We start from the raw sequence: 15,019 nt of genomic DNA on the forward strand, positions 1-15,019 counted from the left end.
AAGTCGAGGTCAGGCGGGGAGGGTGAGGAGGATTTCGTCGATGTCCTCGCCGCGGGCGTTCGCGAAGCCGCGGTCGGTGCCGGTGGGGAGGAAGCCGCATTTCCGCAGGACGCGGATTGAGCCGGGGTTGTCGGCGGCGGCGCGGGCGTGCAGGGGGCGTTCGGGGGCGACGGCGAGGAGTTGGCGGAGGGCGGCGGTGGCGGCGCCGCGGCCCCAGAACTCGCGGCCGATCCAGTACGTGACCTCGCGCTCCTCGGGCGGCCCGTAGACGGCGGCGTGGCCGACGACCGTACCGTCGGAGGCGGCGACGACCGTGCGGTTGACGACGCCGGGAGTGGCGCGGACGCGGGCCCAGTGGGCGTGGAAGCGGGCGCTGTCCGTCGGGTCCTCGGCGGTGAAGGCGGCCATCCGTACCGCCTCGGGGTCCTGCATCTGAACGAAGAAGACGGGCAGGTCCGAGTCGCGTACCTCGCGCAGGATGACGTCCATGGGGCAAACGTAAGGGGCCCCGCACCAGGGCGGGACCCCTTACCGGCAGAAAAGAACGGAACTCAGATGAGGCCCAGCTCGCGCACGGCGGCGCGCTCCTCTTCCAGCTCCTTCACGGACGCGTCGATGCGCGCGCGCGAGAACTCGTTGATCTCCAGGCCCTGGACGATCTCGAAGGCGCCGTCCTTCGTGGTGACCGGGAAGGACGAGATGAGACCGGCCGGGACGCCGTAGGAGCCGTCGGAGACGATGCCCATGGAGGTCCAGTTGCCCTCCGCGGTGCCGTTGACCCAGGTGTGGACGTGGTCGAGGGCGGCCGACGCGGCGGAGGCGGCGGAGGACGCGCCACGCGCCTCGATGATCGCGGCGCCGCGCTTGGCGACGGTCGGGATGAAGGTGTCGGCCAGCCACTGCTCGTCGTTGACGACCTCGGCGGCGTTCTTGCCCGCGACCTCGGCGTGGAAGATGTCGGGGTACTGGGTCGCCGAGTGGTTGCCCCAGATGGTGAGCCGCTTGATCTCCGAGACCGGCACGCCGGTCTTCTTCGCGAGCTGCGCGACCGCGCGGTTGTGGTCCAGGCGGGTCATCGCGGTGAAGCGCTCGGCCGGTACGTCGGGGGCGGCGGACTGCGCGATGAGCGCGTTGGTGTTCGCCGGGTTGCCGACGACCAGGACCTTGATGTCGTCGGCCGCGTGGTCGTTGATGGCCTTGCCCTGCGGCTTGAAGATGCCGCCGTTGGCCTCCAGCAGGTCGCCGCGCTCCATGCCCTTGGTGCGCGGGCGGGCGCCGACCAGCAGCGCGACGTTGGCGCCGTCGAAGGCCACGTTCGGGTCGTCGGTGATGTCGATGCCCTGGAGCAGCGGGAAGGCGGCGTCGTCCAGCTCCATCGCGGTCCCCTCCGCGGCCTTCAGTCCCTGGGGGATCTCCAGCAGACGGAGCCTCACCGGCACGTCCGCGCCGAGCAGGTGGCCCGAGGCGATGCGGAAGAGGAGGGCGTAGCCGATCTGGCCTGCCGCTCCGGTGACGGTGACGTTGACGGGAGTGCGAGTCATTGCCTTCTCCTGGCCTTTTCCTGCGGGTACCTGGCATTGCCGCCCCGGCAGTGGCCCGAGCGGCCCCGGAACGTGACTCTCTCGTCGTCAAGAGAGCCGCCTGTCAGGCTATCGCGCGGCGGCGCCGACGGTGACGCGAGGGCGTGTGGCCCCGGTCACCGGGAAGGCCCCCGGGTGACGTTCCCGTGCCGCGCTGGGCCCGCGTCCGCGCCTTCGCGCGGGGCGCCGCGGGTCCGCGCGCCTCAGCCCTGGCCGCCCAGACAGAGGTTGACGACGAGCAGGCCGAGGCACAGGCCGCCGCGGCCGGTGGCGGTCGCGGTCGGGGACGCGGGACCGGTGGGCGTATCCGTAGGAGAAACGGTTCCTCCGGAGACGGGCGCCGAAGGGGACCCGGAATCGGTCGGTACGGTGCCGGGGGCGCCGCCGCTCGGCGCGCTGCCGGGGCCCGCGCCGTGGGTGGCCGTCGCACCGGGTGCTCCCGGCGGACCGGCGGACGGGGAGCCGTCGCCCGTCATCACCGTCATCGAGGGCTCGGCCGTGGGGGCGGTTCTTCCCGGCGCGCCGCCCGTGCCCGGCGACGTACGGGGCGCCGCGCCCTTCGCTCCCGGTGTCAGCGGCGCGCCCGCCCGGTCGGTCGCCGTCGGCGCCGCCTCGGGCGCCGGGGCCCGCCCGGTGCTTGGGCCCGCCGCGAGCAGCACCGTCACCGCCGCGCCGATCGCCAGCACCCCCGCCGTACCGAACAGCAGCGCCCTGCGGCGGCGGTTGCCCGGCAGCCCTTCCTCCGCTCCCAGCGGGTCCAGCGGATCGGGATGCGGTACGGGTTTGCCCCGGCCCCTGTCGCCGGTGCCGGTCGCGGCCTTCTCCGCCAGCTTCCACAGCGCGCCGACCCGGTCGTAGTCCGCGCCGCTCGCCTGCGCCAGCACCTCCACCGCGTCCAGCGGCGGCAGTTGCCTGCCGTTGAGGTACTTCTCCCACGCCTGCGCCGACTGCGCCGTGCGCGCCGCCAGCGCCGGGACCGTCAGGCCGCCGCGGTCCTTCATCCGGCGTAACTGCACGGCCAGCCGCCGCACATCCACCGGAATCCGCTCCGCCAACGGCTCCCACTGCCCCATCGTGCCCCCTGTCTCAACGAGTCCCCCGCCGGGGGCAACGCTAGAACGGGTGTCCCCTTGTCGGGGGGACTTTCCGGACAGCCTCCCCGAACTCGTCCGGACCTGCTATTGCCGGGCCCCGGCCGCCTCTGAGGCCAGTTCTTCGTCCGCGCCCCCGCTGTCGCGGCCCAGCGCCCGCCCAGGGGGATGCGCCCCGTAGGGGCGCGGGGAGCCGCGCGAGCAACCCCCACCGGCCGGGGGCCGGGAAACAACCGGGGTGCCCCGCCGGGGCCGGTGGCGACCTGCGGGAGCGCCGTGGCTGGCCGCGCAGTTCCCCGCGCCCCTGAAAAGACCGGCCCGCCGCCCACGGCGAAGGTCGCCCGCTGGGCCCTTGGCACCTCACGCAGGAGCTGACACGCCCCGTCAGGGGCGCGGGGAACCGCGCGAGCAACCCCCACCGGGCCGCCAGCCCGAACACCACAGCGACTGCCCCACTGGGGCGGGATTTTCGGCCGCGCCACTGTCAGTGGCTGGTCGCGCAGGAGCCCGCGCCCCCAAAGGACATGGCCCTGCGGCACCCCACCGCGTCAGCCCACCGTTCCGGGCCACCGCGACGGGCTACCGCACCGAGAAGTGGATGATGTCCTCCAGGAACGGAATCCTGATCAGCGGATCCGGCTGCGCCATCAGCGCCAGCAGCACGATCGCGAGACCGAACAGCCCGTACGTGATCACGTCGGTGAACCGGCTGCGGACCGCGAGCATGCCGACCGCCGTCACGCCCCAGCGCAGCGCGGCGCCGACCAGCAGCGACGCCCCGATCACGATCGTGCCCGCGCGGAAGGCGCCGGTCGCCGTGACGATCAGCCCGATGACCGCGCCGCAGATGACCAGCAGGATCGGCCACTGCCGGGCGGGTGCGGGGGCGTCCTTGCCCGCCGCCCGGCCGCCGCCCTCGGGGCGCGCGGTGGTCCTGCCGGGCCCGGCCTCGTGCCTGCCGTGCTCCCCGGCGAATCCGGCCGCCTGTCCGAGGGAATGCCCGGAGGAGTGCCCGGCCGGGTGTCCGGCGGACGAGGGCGCGGGCACCGGCGCCGACGCCGACGCAGGGCCCGATCCGTTCTCACGGCCCTCCCCCGGCGTCCGGCCGATCCCCGGCTCCCCGGCGCCGAAGTCCGCGGCCCCTGCCGCGGGACCCGGATCAGCCGACATCGCCCGCGGCCCGCTCGGACGCCTCCACCACGTTCTGGAGGAGCAGCGCCCGCGTCATCGGGCCGACGCCACCGGGGTTCGGCGAGATCCAGGCGGCCACCTCGGCCACGCCCGGATGCACGTCGCCGACGATCTTGCCGTTCTCGTCGCGGCTCACGCCGACGTCCAGGACGGCCGCGCCCGGCTTCACGTCCTCCGGCTTGATGATGTGCGGCACACCTGCGGCGGCCACGACGATGTCGGCCTGCCGCAGATGCGCGGAGAGGTCACGGGTGCCGGTGTGGCACAAGGTGACCGTCGCGTTCTCCGACTTACGGGTCAGCAGCAGGCCGATCGAGCGGCCCACGGTGATGCCGCGGCCGACCACGACCACGTCGGCGCCGTTGATCTCCACGCCGTGGCGGCGCAGCAGTTCGACGATGCCGTTGGGGGTGCAGGGCAGCGGCCCGGTCTCGTTGAGCACCAGGCGGCCGAGGCTCATCGGGTGCAGCCCGTCCGCGTCCTTGGCCGGGTCCATCAGCTCCAGCACCCGGTTGGTGTCGATGCCCTTGGGGAGCGGGAGCTGCACGATGTAGCCGGTGCAGGCCGGGTCCGCGTTCAGCTCGCGGACGACCGCCTCGATCTCCTCCTGCGTGGCGGTGTCCGGGAGTTCACGCTGGATGGAGCCGATGCCCACCTGCGCGCAGTCGCGGTGCTTGCCCGCGACGTACCACTTGCTGCCCGGGTCGTCGCCGACCAGCAGCGTGCCGAGGCCGGGGGTGATCCCGCGGGCCTTCAGCGCCTGGACGCGTTCGGCGAGTTCGGACTTGATCGCGGCGGCGGTGGCCTTGCCATCGAGAATCTGGGCGGTCATGCCCGCCATTCTCGCGGATCGGACCCGCGCCGGACCAATCCGCCCCCGGCGCGAACCCCGCCTGGGTGTCACCTGAGCGCCGCCTGTGCCGTGCCCGGCCCTCGCCGACGCTCGCCGACGCCCGGACGGGTGCCTCGACCGGTGCCCCGACCGCTGCCAGGACCGCCGCACGGTGGAGCCACCGTCCCGACCTGTGTCCGACACCTCTGGTCCCTTGCGCGCCGGGGCACGGGGGCCCCACGATGTGGCCTCGTCCCCCGATTGGGTCAGTACGACGGATATACGACGGATGCGGTCCGGCCGCCGCCGTCCCGACCGGCCCTGTCGTCCCAGCCGCGCGCGTAAGGAAGCAGCACGTGAGCCAACCCCCCGGCCCTCCCGGCCCCGGAAACCCGTACGGCGGACCGTCCCAGCCGCCTCAGCAGCCGCCCTACGCGCAGAACCCGTACGGCCAGGGCGTCCCGCAGCAGCCGGGGCCGTACCAGCAGCAGCCCGGCGGCTACCCCGGATACCCGCAGCAACAGCAGCAGCCCGGCGGCTACGGCTACCCCGGCGGCGGCTACCCGGGCCAGGCGCCGTACGGCTACCCGCAGGGCAACCTGCCGCCCGGCATGCCCCCGCTGGCCGGTTGGGGCGCCCGGCTCGGTGCCACGCTGCTCGACGCGCTGATGTTCAACCTCGTACCGGGCGGCCTGCTCATCGCGGGCTACACCCAGATGTCCGTCAAGCTCGCCGACCGCTGGCAGGACTGCGACGACGCGGGCATCCCCCGCGACGCGTGCCCCAACCCGCATGTCTCCGGCGGTTCCGTCGCGCTGATCCTCATCGGCGGCCTGCTCAGCCTCGTCGCCATGCTCTTCCTCTGCTACCGCGAGGGCAGCACCGGGCAGACCCCCGGCAAGAAGATCGTCGGCATCCGCCTCCTGCGCGAACACGACGGCTCCACCCTCGGCTTCGGCCTCGCCTTCGGCCGCCGCCTGCTCCACGTCCTGGACGGCCTGCCGTGCTACCTCGGGTTCCTCTGGCCGCTGTGGGACGCCAAGAAGCAGACCTTCGCCGACAAGATGGTCCACACCGTGGTCATCAAGGACCAGTCCTGACGCAGGGGCGTGCCTTCAGGGGCGCGAGGAACTGCGCGGCCGGCCGCGACGTGCGTGCACGTCACCACCGGCCCCAGCGAGGCAAATCGGTGGTTTCCCGACCACCGGCCGGTGGGGGCCGGTCGCGCAGTTCCCCGCGCCCCTTCGGGGCCCAGCCTCCTGCGTGGAGGAGCTCCCAAGGCTCAGTGGAAGAAGTGCCGCGTCCCCGTCAGGTACATCGTGACTCCCGCCTTGGCCGCCGCCTCGATGACGGCTTCGTCGCGGATGGACCCGCCCGGCTGGACGACCGCGGCGACCCCGGCGGCGGTGAGGACCTCCAGCCCGTCGGGGAACGGGAAGAAGGCGTCGGAGGCGGCGTAGGAGCCGGCGGCGCGCTCGGCCCCGGCGCGCTCGACGGCGAGCCTGGCGGAGTCGACGCGGTTGACCTGCCCCATGCCGACGCCGACCGTGGCGCCGCCCTTCGCGAGAAGAATGGCGTTGGACTTGACGGCCCGGCAGGCGCGCCAGGCGAAGGCCAGTTCGGCGAGCTGGGCCGCCGTCAGCGCGTCCCCGGTGGCGAGGGTCCAGGTCTCGGGGTCGTCGCCCTCGGCCTGGAAACGGTCCTTGGCCTGGACGAGCAGACCGCCCTCGATGGGCTTGTACTCGGTGACGGTGCCGGGCCCGTCGGCGCAGCGCAGGACGCGGATGTTCTTCTTGCGCGCGAGGATCTCGACGGCGCCGTCCTCGTACCCGGGAGCCACGATCACCTCGGTGAAGATCTCGGCGACCTGCTCGGCCATGGCCACCGACACGGGCCGGTTGACGGCGATGACGCCGCCGTACGCGGAGACCGGGTCGCAGGCGTGCGCCTTGCGGTGGGCGTCGGCGACGTCCGTGCCGACCGCGATCCCGCACGGGTTGGCGTGCTTGATGATCGCGACGCAGACGCCCTCGTGGTCGTACGCGGCGCGGCGGGCGGCGTCGGTGTCGACGTAGTTGTTGTACGACATCTCCTTGCCGTGCAACTGCTCCGCCCCGGCCAGCCCCTTTCCGCTGCCGTCGCTGTAGAGCGCGGCGCCCTGGTGCGGGTTCTCGCCGTAGCGCAGGGTCTGCTGGAGGTCGTACGTCTGCCCGCTGAACTCGGGGAACTCCTCGTTGGACGCATAGCCCTCCAGGAACCAGGAGGCGACGGCCACGTCGTACGCGGCGGTGTGCTGGAACGCCTCGGCGGCGAGCCGCTTGCGGGCGGCGAGGTCGAAGCCGCCGTCGCGGACGGCGGCCAGGACGTCGGCGTACCGGCCCGGGCTGACGACGACGGCCACCGACGGGTGGTTCTTGGCGGCGGCGCGGACCATCGAGGGGCCGCCGATGTCGATCTGCTCGACGCACTCGTCGGGGCTCGCGCCCGAGGCGACGGTCTCCTTGAACGGGTAGAGGTTGACGACGACCAACTCGAACGGCTCGACGCCGAGTTCGGCGAGCTGCCGCTGGTGGTCGGGCAGACGCAGATCGGCGAGGATGCCCGCGTGGACGCGCGGGTGCAGCGTCTTGACCCGGCCGTCCAGGCACTCGGGGAAGCCGGTCAGCTCCTCGACCTTGGTGACGGGGACGCCCGCGGCGGCGATCTTCGCGGCGGTCGACCCGGTCGACACCAGTTCCACCCCCGCCTCGTGCAGACCGCGGGCCAGGTCTTCGAGACCCGTCTTGTCGTAGACACTGATCAGCGCGCGACGGATGGGCTTATTCACCGACATGAACCTTTCGTCCCTCAATGCGGTAGCCGTGGCGCGCCAGGCGCCCCACGGTCTCGACGAGCAGTCGTCGCTCGACTTCCTTGATGCGCTCGTGGAGCGCGTCCTCCGTGTCGTCCGGCCGGACCTCGACCACGCCCTGGGCGATGACCGGGCCGGTGTCGACGCCGTCGTCGACGAAGTGGACGGTGCACCCGGTCACCTTGGCGCCGTACGCGAGCGCGTCGCGTACGGCGTGGGCGCCGGGGAAACTCGGCAGCAGCGCGGGGTGGGTGTTGATGATCCGGCCGCCGAACCTGGCCAGGAACTCCTTGCCGACGATCTTCATGAAGCCCGCGGAGACGACGAGGTCGGGCGCGTACCGCGCCGTGGCCTCGGCGAGCGCGAGGTCCCAGGCGGCGCGGTCCTCGTGGTCCTTGACGCGGACGACGAAGGTGGGCAGGCCCGCGCGGACGGCGCGGTCCAGGCCCGCGATGCCGTCGCGGTCGGCGCCGACGGCGACCACACGGGCCCCGGCCCCGTACGACGGATCGGCCTCGATGGTGTCGAGCAGCGCCTGGAGATTGGTCCCGGAACCGGAGACGAGGACGACGAGACGGGCGGGGGTGGAGGCGTGTGCGGGCGCGGCCACTGGCGGTGCTCTCTCGTTTAGAGGATCGTACGAGTCGGAGGCGGATCGGATGATGGGGAACCCTACGAGGCCGCCGACCGTCAGCAACGATACCGGCACTCCCGGCGGCCCCCACGGGACGGGGGAGCGCGCGGACGGTAGCGTCTGCCGGGAGAGCGGCACTTCGCGCGCCCCGCACGCGGGCGTAAGTGACGCATCTGACAGGGATGGCACATCGTCGTACGGTCGTTGCAAGACGTCAGTACACGTCGGTACAAGCCGAAGAAGGAGTCGAGCCCAAGGGGATGGCGCATCACATCATGAGCAGCGGCCGTATTCGTCTCGCGCTGCGCGCGCCCGAGGGCGATCAGCAGGACAATCCCTTCGCGCCGCCGCCGGAGGGCGCGCCCGACCGTCCGTGGCAGCCGCGACAGCAGCCCTCGGACGGTTCTTCGAAGGAGGGCTCGTCCGAGGGCTCGTCGGAAGGCTCGTCGGAAGGCGGCTCCGGGGACAAGCCGGAGGGTCCGCCCCCGCCACCGCACGGCGCACCCACCGCGTGGGGCCACGGGTGGAGCAACCAGCAGCCCCAGGGCGGACGCCCTGACCCGTTCGGACGCAGGCCGGAGCAGGGCGGCGGTCCCACCGGGCCCGCGGGCAGCGGCCCGCGCTTCGACCCCACCGACCCCGCCCAGCGGCGGTCGCGCTATTCGCTGGTCTGCGGCGGCTGGGGACTGATCTTCGCCCTCCTGGGCTGGACCCCGGTCGGGCTCCTGCTCGGCGCGCTCGCCCTCTACTGGGGGATCTCCGCGCTCCGCATGAGCCCGCAGGACCGGGCCAAGGCCCGCGCCGAGGCGGCCTCCGCCCTGGCCGACGCCACCCAGACGCCCCGGCCCGCCCCGCCCGCGCCCGGGCCCGACGCCCAGCGCTCCTTCGTCACCGCGGCCTGGAGCGGCATCATCACCAGCGCGGTGACGCTCGCGCTGGTCGTCACCACGTACTCCTTGCAGTACGCCTACCGCGATTACTTCACCTGCAAGAGCGACGCCCTCACCACGCCCGCGTCGCACTCCTGCCAGAATCTCCTCCCCAGCCCCCTCCGCGACTTCCCCGGCCTCCGCTGACCCCCTCCGGGGGGGCGGCGCGTGACCCCCGGTCACGTATCCGCCGAGCGTCCGCCCGGTGGGGGCTGGTCGCGCAGTTCGCCGGGCCCCTAAAAACAGGCCCTTCGTCTGCGCCCGGCGGAAGAGGTCGAGCCCCGTAGGGGCGCGGGGAACCGCGCGGCGAGCCCCCGCCGGGGGCGCGGGGGAGAACCGGCCCCGGCGGGGCAGACGCTGTGGGTTCTCGGGCTGAAAACCCGGCGGGGGGCCTACTCGGGCCCGGGATCCGGTTCGGGCCGGGGGACGACGGGGTCCGGGCCCGCGACCGGAGCAGGCGGCAGCGTCGGCATGGGAGGAACGGCCGGAGGAGGCGGCTCCGCAGGAAGAGGCGGTGGAACCGCAGGTACCGGGACCTCGGCGGACGCCGAACCGGCGCGGGTCGGCCGCAAGGCGGCGACATGGCGCCGCACCGCGGGGCCGCCCCACCCCCAGAGCCCGCGCGCAGCGCGCGCGGTGGCGGCAGGCCAGCCGAGGGGCCGCAGCGCCCGGACCCGACCGGCCCAGGCCCGGGGACGGAAGGCCGCGGCTCCGTCCCGGTGCCAGCGCAGCGCCACGGCCCCGGGCGCACCGAGCAGCAGCGTCCAGGCGAGCGCGGCGAGGCCGGTGGCCCACCAGGAGGGGCCGAAGGCGGCGAGGGTGACGGTGCCGAGGGGCCCGCCCGAAACGGCGGCCAGGAGCGCGAAGGCGACCCCGGTGGCGAGGGCCGCCGCAGAGGCCACCGAGGCCGTACGCCGCAGGCTCCACGCGTCGGCGGCGCGCCCCACGGACCAGGCGACGAGGACCCCCGCGCAAAACGGCACGACGAGGGTGGCCCACCCGACGAACCCCCCGCTCCCCTCGTCCGGCAACGCGGCGAGCAGCGGAAATCCGGGCAGCAGCGGATAGCCGGAAGCCCCGGCGGGAGCGACCGCGCTGCCGACGCCGACGGCGAACCCCGGCCCGAGCACGTACGAGGCCCCCCAGACGGCGAGGTTGGGGACGAGCGCGACCGCGACGAGCAGGACGGCGAGCTGTCCGGCCGGCGGCGCGCTGAGCTGCCCGAAGGTCCGCCCGGCGGCCCCGGCGTGCCACGCCAGGGCGGCGGCGCCGATGAGCGCGCCGCCGCCGATGACGACGCCCACCGCCATCCCGGCGGCCCGCAGCGCCACGACGGCCTCCCGGCCGTACGGCCCGACCCGCGCGAGTGACGGCCGCCCGCACCCCGACCACGCCCCGGCGGCGGTCACGGCGGTCGCGAAGAGCGGGACGTAGAGCAGCGCGGCGAGGACGTCGACGTGGAAGGACCCGCCCGCGGCGTACGCGACGGCGCCGGACGCGGCGGCCAGGTATCCGCCGAGCAGCCAGCCCGCGGTGGCGGCCACCGTACGGACGTCGACCGCGGACCGCGGGCCGTCCTCGCCCCCGGCCGCCGTGCGGGCCGCGGAGGCCGCGGCGCGGAAGAGCAGCCAGCCCGGCAGGGCGGTGAGCAGCAGCGGGGTCACACCGACGGGCGCGGCGGCACCGGCGAGCGTCTCCGTACGGACCAGGTCGGCGCCCTGGGCCAGCAGCCACAGGGCTGCGCCGACGTGCAGGGCGCCGCCGAGGCCGCTGTCGGGAAAGGGCGAGGCGATCCAGAGCAGGAGGACGACGGCGCCCAGGACGCCGAGGCCGAGCCCGGCGGCGACCGCTCCCCCGGCGAACGCGGTGGCGCGTGCCGCCGCGACCCGCCGGGCAGCGGCCTCGGCGGACAGTGCCGCGATGCGATCGGTCGTATGGGTCACGGCGACCCATGGTGCCAACAACACCCGTTTCGCCCCGGCAGCGGGCGAAAGGTCGTCGTGTCGCACATGATGGGCGCTATGTGTCCTTTTTTCACACTGTCACATGTACGGGTATCCGTATCCGTACGAGCGCGGGTACGGCGTGACGGCTCGGGGTCGCCGCGGTGAGCGCCCGCAGGCGCACCGGCGGGACACAGTCACCGCCCAAGCCCGTACCGGCCAAGCAGAAGCCGACGTCGCGGCAGCGGCAGAAACCGCCGTCGTCCGGCGCGCCCGCACCTGCCGCGGACCCGGCTCCGCCCGAGCACCCCGCGCCCACGGGTCCCGCGCCCAAGAGCCCGGCGCCCGAGGGGTCAGCCGCGAAGAGCCCTCCGTCCAAGGGGCCCACTGCGAAGACCCCTCCGCCCACGGCTCCGGCGCGCAAGAAGCCCCCGCGCTCCCCCGCGCCCGCCCGTGAGCCGGTCGGCCTGGGCCGCCTGGCGGTCGTCGCCGTGCCCGTCGTGGCACAGGCCCCGCCGGTGCTCCCTGGCCCGAGCCCCGAGGCCGCCTTCGACGCGCTGTACGCGCACTGCGCGGACCCGCTCGTACGCCAGGTCCTGGTCCTGACCGGCAATCCGCGGCTCGCCGACGACGCCGTGGCCCGCGCCTTCGACCAGGCGTGGCAGCGGTGGCCGGAGGTGGCGCGGGACGCCGATCCGGTCGGCTGGCTCCGCGCGAACGCCTACGCGTACGCCCTCGCGCCCTGGCAGCGCTGGGTCCCGGCCCACCGCCGCGAACCCGCCGCCCCGGCCGCCCCCGTCCCCTTGCGGGCGGCCCTGCTACGGCTGCCGCCCGAGCACCGCCGCGCCCTGCTCCTCTATGACGGCCTCGGCCTCGATCTGCCCGGCACCGCCGCCGAGACCGAGTCCAGTACGCCCATCACCGCGGCACGCATCACCCACGCGCGGGCCGCCCTGACCACGGCGCTGCCGGAACTCTCCGAGGACGGCCGGCCCCTGTCCGTGGAACTCGGCGCGCTGCTCGCCGACGAGCAGGACGACGCCGAGCCCGCGCGTACCCGGAAACCGGCCGCCGTACGGGACGCGAGCGAGCGCGGTGTACGGCGGCGTACGGTCGCGGCCTTCGCCCTGACCGCCCTGATCGTGACGGCCACCGTCGTGACCATGGCGGTCGCGCCCGACCACAGCAGGCCGGTGCCGCCCCGGCACGCCCGCGAGGCGGGCCAGAACCGCGCCGACACCCCCGGCGCCCCGGGCAACGCCCCCTCCGACGACCCGGCACGCGCGGCAACGGACGCACGCACCGACGTACCCCCGCCCGTCCCGCCCCACGTCCCCCCGACCGCACACCGGAACCCCCGCTCCGGCCTACGGGACGAGCACAGGGCACGACCCCGCACCGGCCTCCGGGACGAGCACAGGGCACGACTGCGCCCGGACACCGGCAAACCGCCGTCGCCCTGAGGACTTGGCCGCAGGCGCGGTCCTGGCGGGGACGGGCAGCGGCGAACCGCCGCTGTGCCAAGCTCCGTCCGCGCGGCGCGGAAACGGCGCGGGTCCGGCCCCTTCCTCGGAAGGGGCCGGACCCGCGCCGTGTTGCGTGCCGAGCCGACCGCAGGTCAGCCGGCCAGGATGGACCGCGCGAGGCGCGCCGTCTCGGACGGCGTCTTGCCGACCTTGACGCCCGCGGCCTCCAGGGCCTCCTTCTTGGCCTGCGCCGTGCCGGAGGAGCCGGAGACGATGGCGCCCGCGTGGCCCATCGTCTTGCCCTCGGGCGCGGTGAAACCGGCGACGTAGCCGACGACCGGCTTCGTCACGTTCTTCTCGATGAAGGCCGCGGCCCGCTCCTCGGCGTCGCCGCCGATCTCGCCAATCATGACGATCAGGTCGGTGTCGGGGTCGGCCTCGAACGCGGCGAGCGCGTCGATGTGCGTGGTGCCGATGATCGGGTCACCGCCGATGCCGACGGCGGACGAGAAGCCGATGTCGCGCAGCTCGTACATCATCTGGTACGTCAGGGTGCCGGACTTGGAGACCAGGCCGATGCGGCCGGGCTTGGTGATGTCGCCCGGGATGATGCCCGCGTTGGACTGGCCGGGGGTGATCAGGCCGGGGCAGTTCGGGCCGATGATCCGGGTCTTGTTGCCCTTGGCCTGGGCGAGCGCCCAGAACGCGGCGGAGTCGTGCACCGCGACGCCCTCGGTGATCACCACGGCGAGCGGGATCTCGGCCTCGATGGCCTCGACCACGGCGTCCTTGGTGAACTTCTCCGGGACGAAGATGACCGTCACGTCCGCGCCGGTGGCCTCGATGGCCTCCTTGACGGAGCCGAAGACCGGGACCTCGCCCTGGTCGAAGGAGACGGTGGTGCCCGCCTTGCGCGGGTTGACGCCGCCGACGATGTTCGTGCCGTCGGCGAGCATGAGCGTGGTGTGCTTCATGCCGGTGGCGCCGGTCATGCCCTGGACGATGACCTTGCTGTCCTTGGTCAGGAAGATAGCCATGGTTGTCGGTGTCCTCGTCCCTTACTTCGCAGCCAGCTCGGCGGCCTTGTCGGCCGCTCCGTCCATGGTGTCCACGCGCTGTACCAGCGGGTGGTTCGCGTCGGACAGGATCTTGCGACCCAGCTCCGCGTTGTTGCCGTCCAGGCGTACGACCAGCGGCTTCGTGACGTTCTCACCCTTGGACTTGAGCAGCTCCAGGGCCTGCACGATGCCGTTGGCGACCTCGTCGCAGGCGGTGATGCCGCCGAAGACGTTGACGAAGACGGACTTGACGTCCGGGTCGCCGAGGATGATCTCCAGGCCGTTGGCCATCACCTCGGCGGACGCGCCGCCGCCGATGTCCAGGAAGTTGGCGGGCTTCACGCCGCCGTGCGCCTCACCGGCGTAGGCGACGACGTCGAGGGTGCTCATGACGAGCCCCGCGCCGTTGCCGATGATGCCGACCTCGCCTTCCAGCTTCACGTAGTTGAGGCCCTTGGCCTTGGCCTTCGCCTCCAGCGGGTTGGCGGCGGCCTTGTCCTCGAGCGCCTCGTGCTCCGGCTGCCGGAACGCGGCGTTCTCGTCGAGCGAGACCTTGCCGTCGAGCGCGACGATCTTGCCCTCGCCGGTCTTGACCAGCGGGTTGACCTCGACCAGCAGGGCGTCTTCCTTGACGAAGACGGTCCAGAGCTGCTGGAGGACGGAGGCGACCTGGTCGGCGATGTCGGCCGGGAACTTCGCGGCGGCGACGATCTCGGCGGCCTTCTCCGGGGTCACACCCTCCAGGGCGTCGACCGGGACCTTGGCCAGCGCGTCCGGGTTCTCCTCGGCGACGACCTCGATCTCGACACCGCCCTCGACGGAGGCCATGGCGAGGAAGGTGCGGTTGGTGCGGTCCAGCAGGAAGGAGACGTAGTACTCCTCCTTGATGTCCGCGGTCTCGGCGAGCATCACCTTGTGGACCGTGTGGCCCTTGATGTCCATGCCCAGGATCGCGTCGGCCTTGGCCACCGCGTCGGCCGGGTCGGCGGCCAGCTTCACGCCACCGGCCTTGCCGCGGCCGCCCACCTTGACCTGAGCCTTGACGACCGCACGGCCGCCCAGTCGCTCCGCCACCTCGCGCGCCGCCTCAGGCGTGTCGATGACTTCACCGGCCAGCACCGGTACACCGTGCTTGGCGAAGAGGTCCCTCGCCTGGTACTCGAACAGGTCCACGCGCGTCCGTCTCCCTTTTCCCTGGTTTCCAGGGTTCCTGGTTTCCCTGGAATTCAGCATTTCGCAAGCTGCTGCCGCCTGATGTGTGCGGCGCTGCGTGCGTTTCTGCCTGATCTGCCTGGGCGTGCCGCTACGGGCAGGGCGACTGCACTGTCACAAGGGAAGCGCACACGGTGACCGAGTACGCGGCATGTCCGTCTCGCAGGTTATCGCCGAGGGCGGTGACGGGCTAAATCGCAGATCACATGTGGGCGGTGAGAACGGTCACAGA

General features: G+C 73.5%; 13 protein-coding genes. 3 read left to right on the forward strand and 10 right to left on the reverse strand.

The window, feature by feature from the left end; genetic code table 11:
* Nucleotides 1–9: 9 nt before the first annotated feature.
* From ACFZBB_RS18310 to ACFZBB_RS18330, 5 genes are all read right to left on the reverse strand, one after another.
* Nucleotides 10–489: a GNAT family N-acetyltransferase gene (locus tag ACFZBB_RS18310; protein WP_391123446.1), complete on the reverse strand. Its 480-nt coding sequence runs from the start codon at nucleotides 487–489 to the stop codon at nucleotides 10–12.
* Nucleotides 490–551: 62 nt separating this feature from the next.
* Nucleotides 552–1,541 carry a malate dehydrogenase gene (locus ACFZBB_RS18315; RefSeq protein WP_391123448.1) on the reverse strand — a complete coding sequence of 330 codons (990 nt, stop codon included), beginning with the start codon at nucleotides 1,539–1,541 and terminating at the stop codon, nucleotides 552–554.
* A 242-nt stretch (nucleotides 1,542–1,783) separates the two neighbouring features.
* Nucleotides 1,784–2,653, reverse strand: a complete 870-nt coding sequence (locus ACFZBB_RS18320; RefSeq protein WP_391123450.1) for a helix-turn-helix domain-containing protein — start codon at nucleotides 2,651–2,653, stop codon at nucleotides 1,784–1,786.
* A 597-nt stretch (nucleotides 2,654–3,250) separates the two neighbouring features.
* Nucleotides 3,251–3,841, reverse strand: coding sequence for a DUF3017 domain-containing protein (locus ACFZBB_RS18325; protein WP_391123452.1), 591 nt, complete (start codon nucleotides 3,839–3,841; stop codon nucleotides 3,251–3,253).
* Entirely contained in the window at nucleotides 3,831–4,694 is an 864-nt protein-coding gene (locus ACFZBB_RS18330) for a bifunctional methylenetetrahydrofolate dehydrogenase/methenyltetrahydrofolate cyclohydrolase (RefSeq protein WP_391123454.1), read from the reverse strand. Before ACFZBB_RS18330 ends, ACFZBB_RS18325 begins: the two co-directional genes overlap by 11 nt.
* A 356-nt stretch (nucleotides 4,695–5,050) precedes the next feature.
* Here ACFZBB_RS18330 and ACFZBB_RS18335 point away from each other — a divergent pair, with 356 nt between their 5' ends.
* On the forward strand, nucleotides 5,051–5,794 hold the full coding sequence (locus ACFZBB_RS18335) for an RDD family protein (protein ID WP_391123457.1): 744 nt from the start codon (nucleotides 5,051–5,053) through the stop codon (nucleotides 5,792–5,794).
* A gap of 182 nt (nucleotides 5,795–5,976) precedes the next feature.
* On the opposite strand, the gene purH is transcribed toward ACFZBB_RS18335, so the two are convergent.
* Together purH and purN are read right to left on the reverse strand one after the other, a co-directional pair.
* Entirely contained in the window at nucleotides 5,977–7,527 is a 1,551-nt protein-coding gene (purH, locus tag ACFZBB_RS18340) for a bifunctional phosphoribosylaminoimidazolecarboxamide formyltransferase/IMP cyclohydrolase (RefSeq protein ID WP_391123460.1), read from the reverse strand.
* Nucleotides 7,514–8,155, reverse strand: a complete 642-nt coding sequence (gene purN / locus ACFZBB_RS18345) for a phosphoribosylglycinamide formyltransferase (RefSeq protein ID WP_391123463.1) — start codon at nucleotides 8,153–8,155, stop codon at nucleotides 7,514–7,516. The genes purH and purN overlap by 14 nt, the downstream gene beginning before the upstream one ends.
* 284 nt (nucleotides 8,156–8,439) lie before the next feature.
* Between purN and ACFZBB_RS18350 the strand changes: the two genes are divergently transcribed.
* Nucleotides 8,440–9,255 (forward strand): hypothetical protein, encoded by an 816-nt coding sequence (locus ACFZBB_RS18350; RefSeq protein WP_391123466.1) that lies wholly within the window; start codon nucleotides 8,440–8,442, stop codon nucleotides 9,253–9,255.
* Between the two features lie 245 nt (nucleotides 9,256–9,500).
* Here the strand turns inward: ACFZBB_RS18350 and ACFZBB_RS18355 are convergent, their stop codons facing one another.
* Entirely contained in the window at nucleotides 9,501–11,051 is a 1,551-nt protein-coding gene (locus ACFZBB_RS18355) for a DUF6350 family protein (RefSeq protein ID WP_391123469.1), read from the reverse strand.
* A gap of 164 nt (nucleotides 11,052–11,215) precedes the next feature.
* Between ACFZBB_RS18355 and ACFZBB_RS18360 the strand changes: the two genes are divergently transcribed.
* Complete coding sequence (locus ACFZBB_RS18360) at nucleotides 11,216–12,514, forward strand: hypothetical protein (RefSeq protein WP_391123472.1); 1,299 nt, start codon at nucleotides 11,216–11,218, stop codon at nucleotides 12,512–12,514.
* A 155-nt stretch (nucleotides 12,515–12,669) separates the two neighbouring features.
* On the opposite strand, the gene sucD is transcribed toward ACFZBB_RS18360, so the two are convergent.
* On the reverse strand, nucleotides 12,670–13,554 hold the full coding sequence (gene sucD / locus ACFZBB_RS18365) for a succinate--CoA ligase subunit alpha (RefSeq protein WP_355336840.1): 885 nt from the start codon (nucleotides 13,552–13,554) through the stop codon (nucleotides 12,670–12,672).
* 21 nt (nucleotides 13,555–13,575) lie between these two features.
* On the reverse strand, nucleotides 13,576–14,748 hold the full coding sequence (gene sucC, locus ACFZBB_RS18370) for an ADP-forming succinate--CoA ligase subunit beta (protein WP_355336839.1): 1,173 nt from the start codon (nucleotides 14,746–14,748) through the stop codon (nucleotides 13,576–13,578).
* Nucleotides 14,749–15,019: the final 271 nt, after the last annotated feature.

Source organism: Streptomyces sp. NPDC008139, assembly GCF_042957025.1.
GTDB lineage: Bacteria > Actinomycetota > Actinomycetes > Streptomycetales > Streptomycetaceae > Actinacidiphila.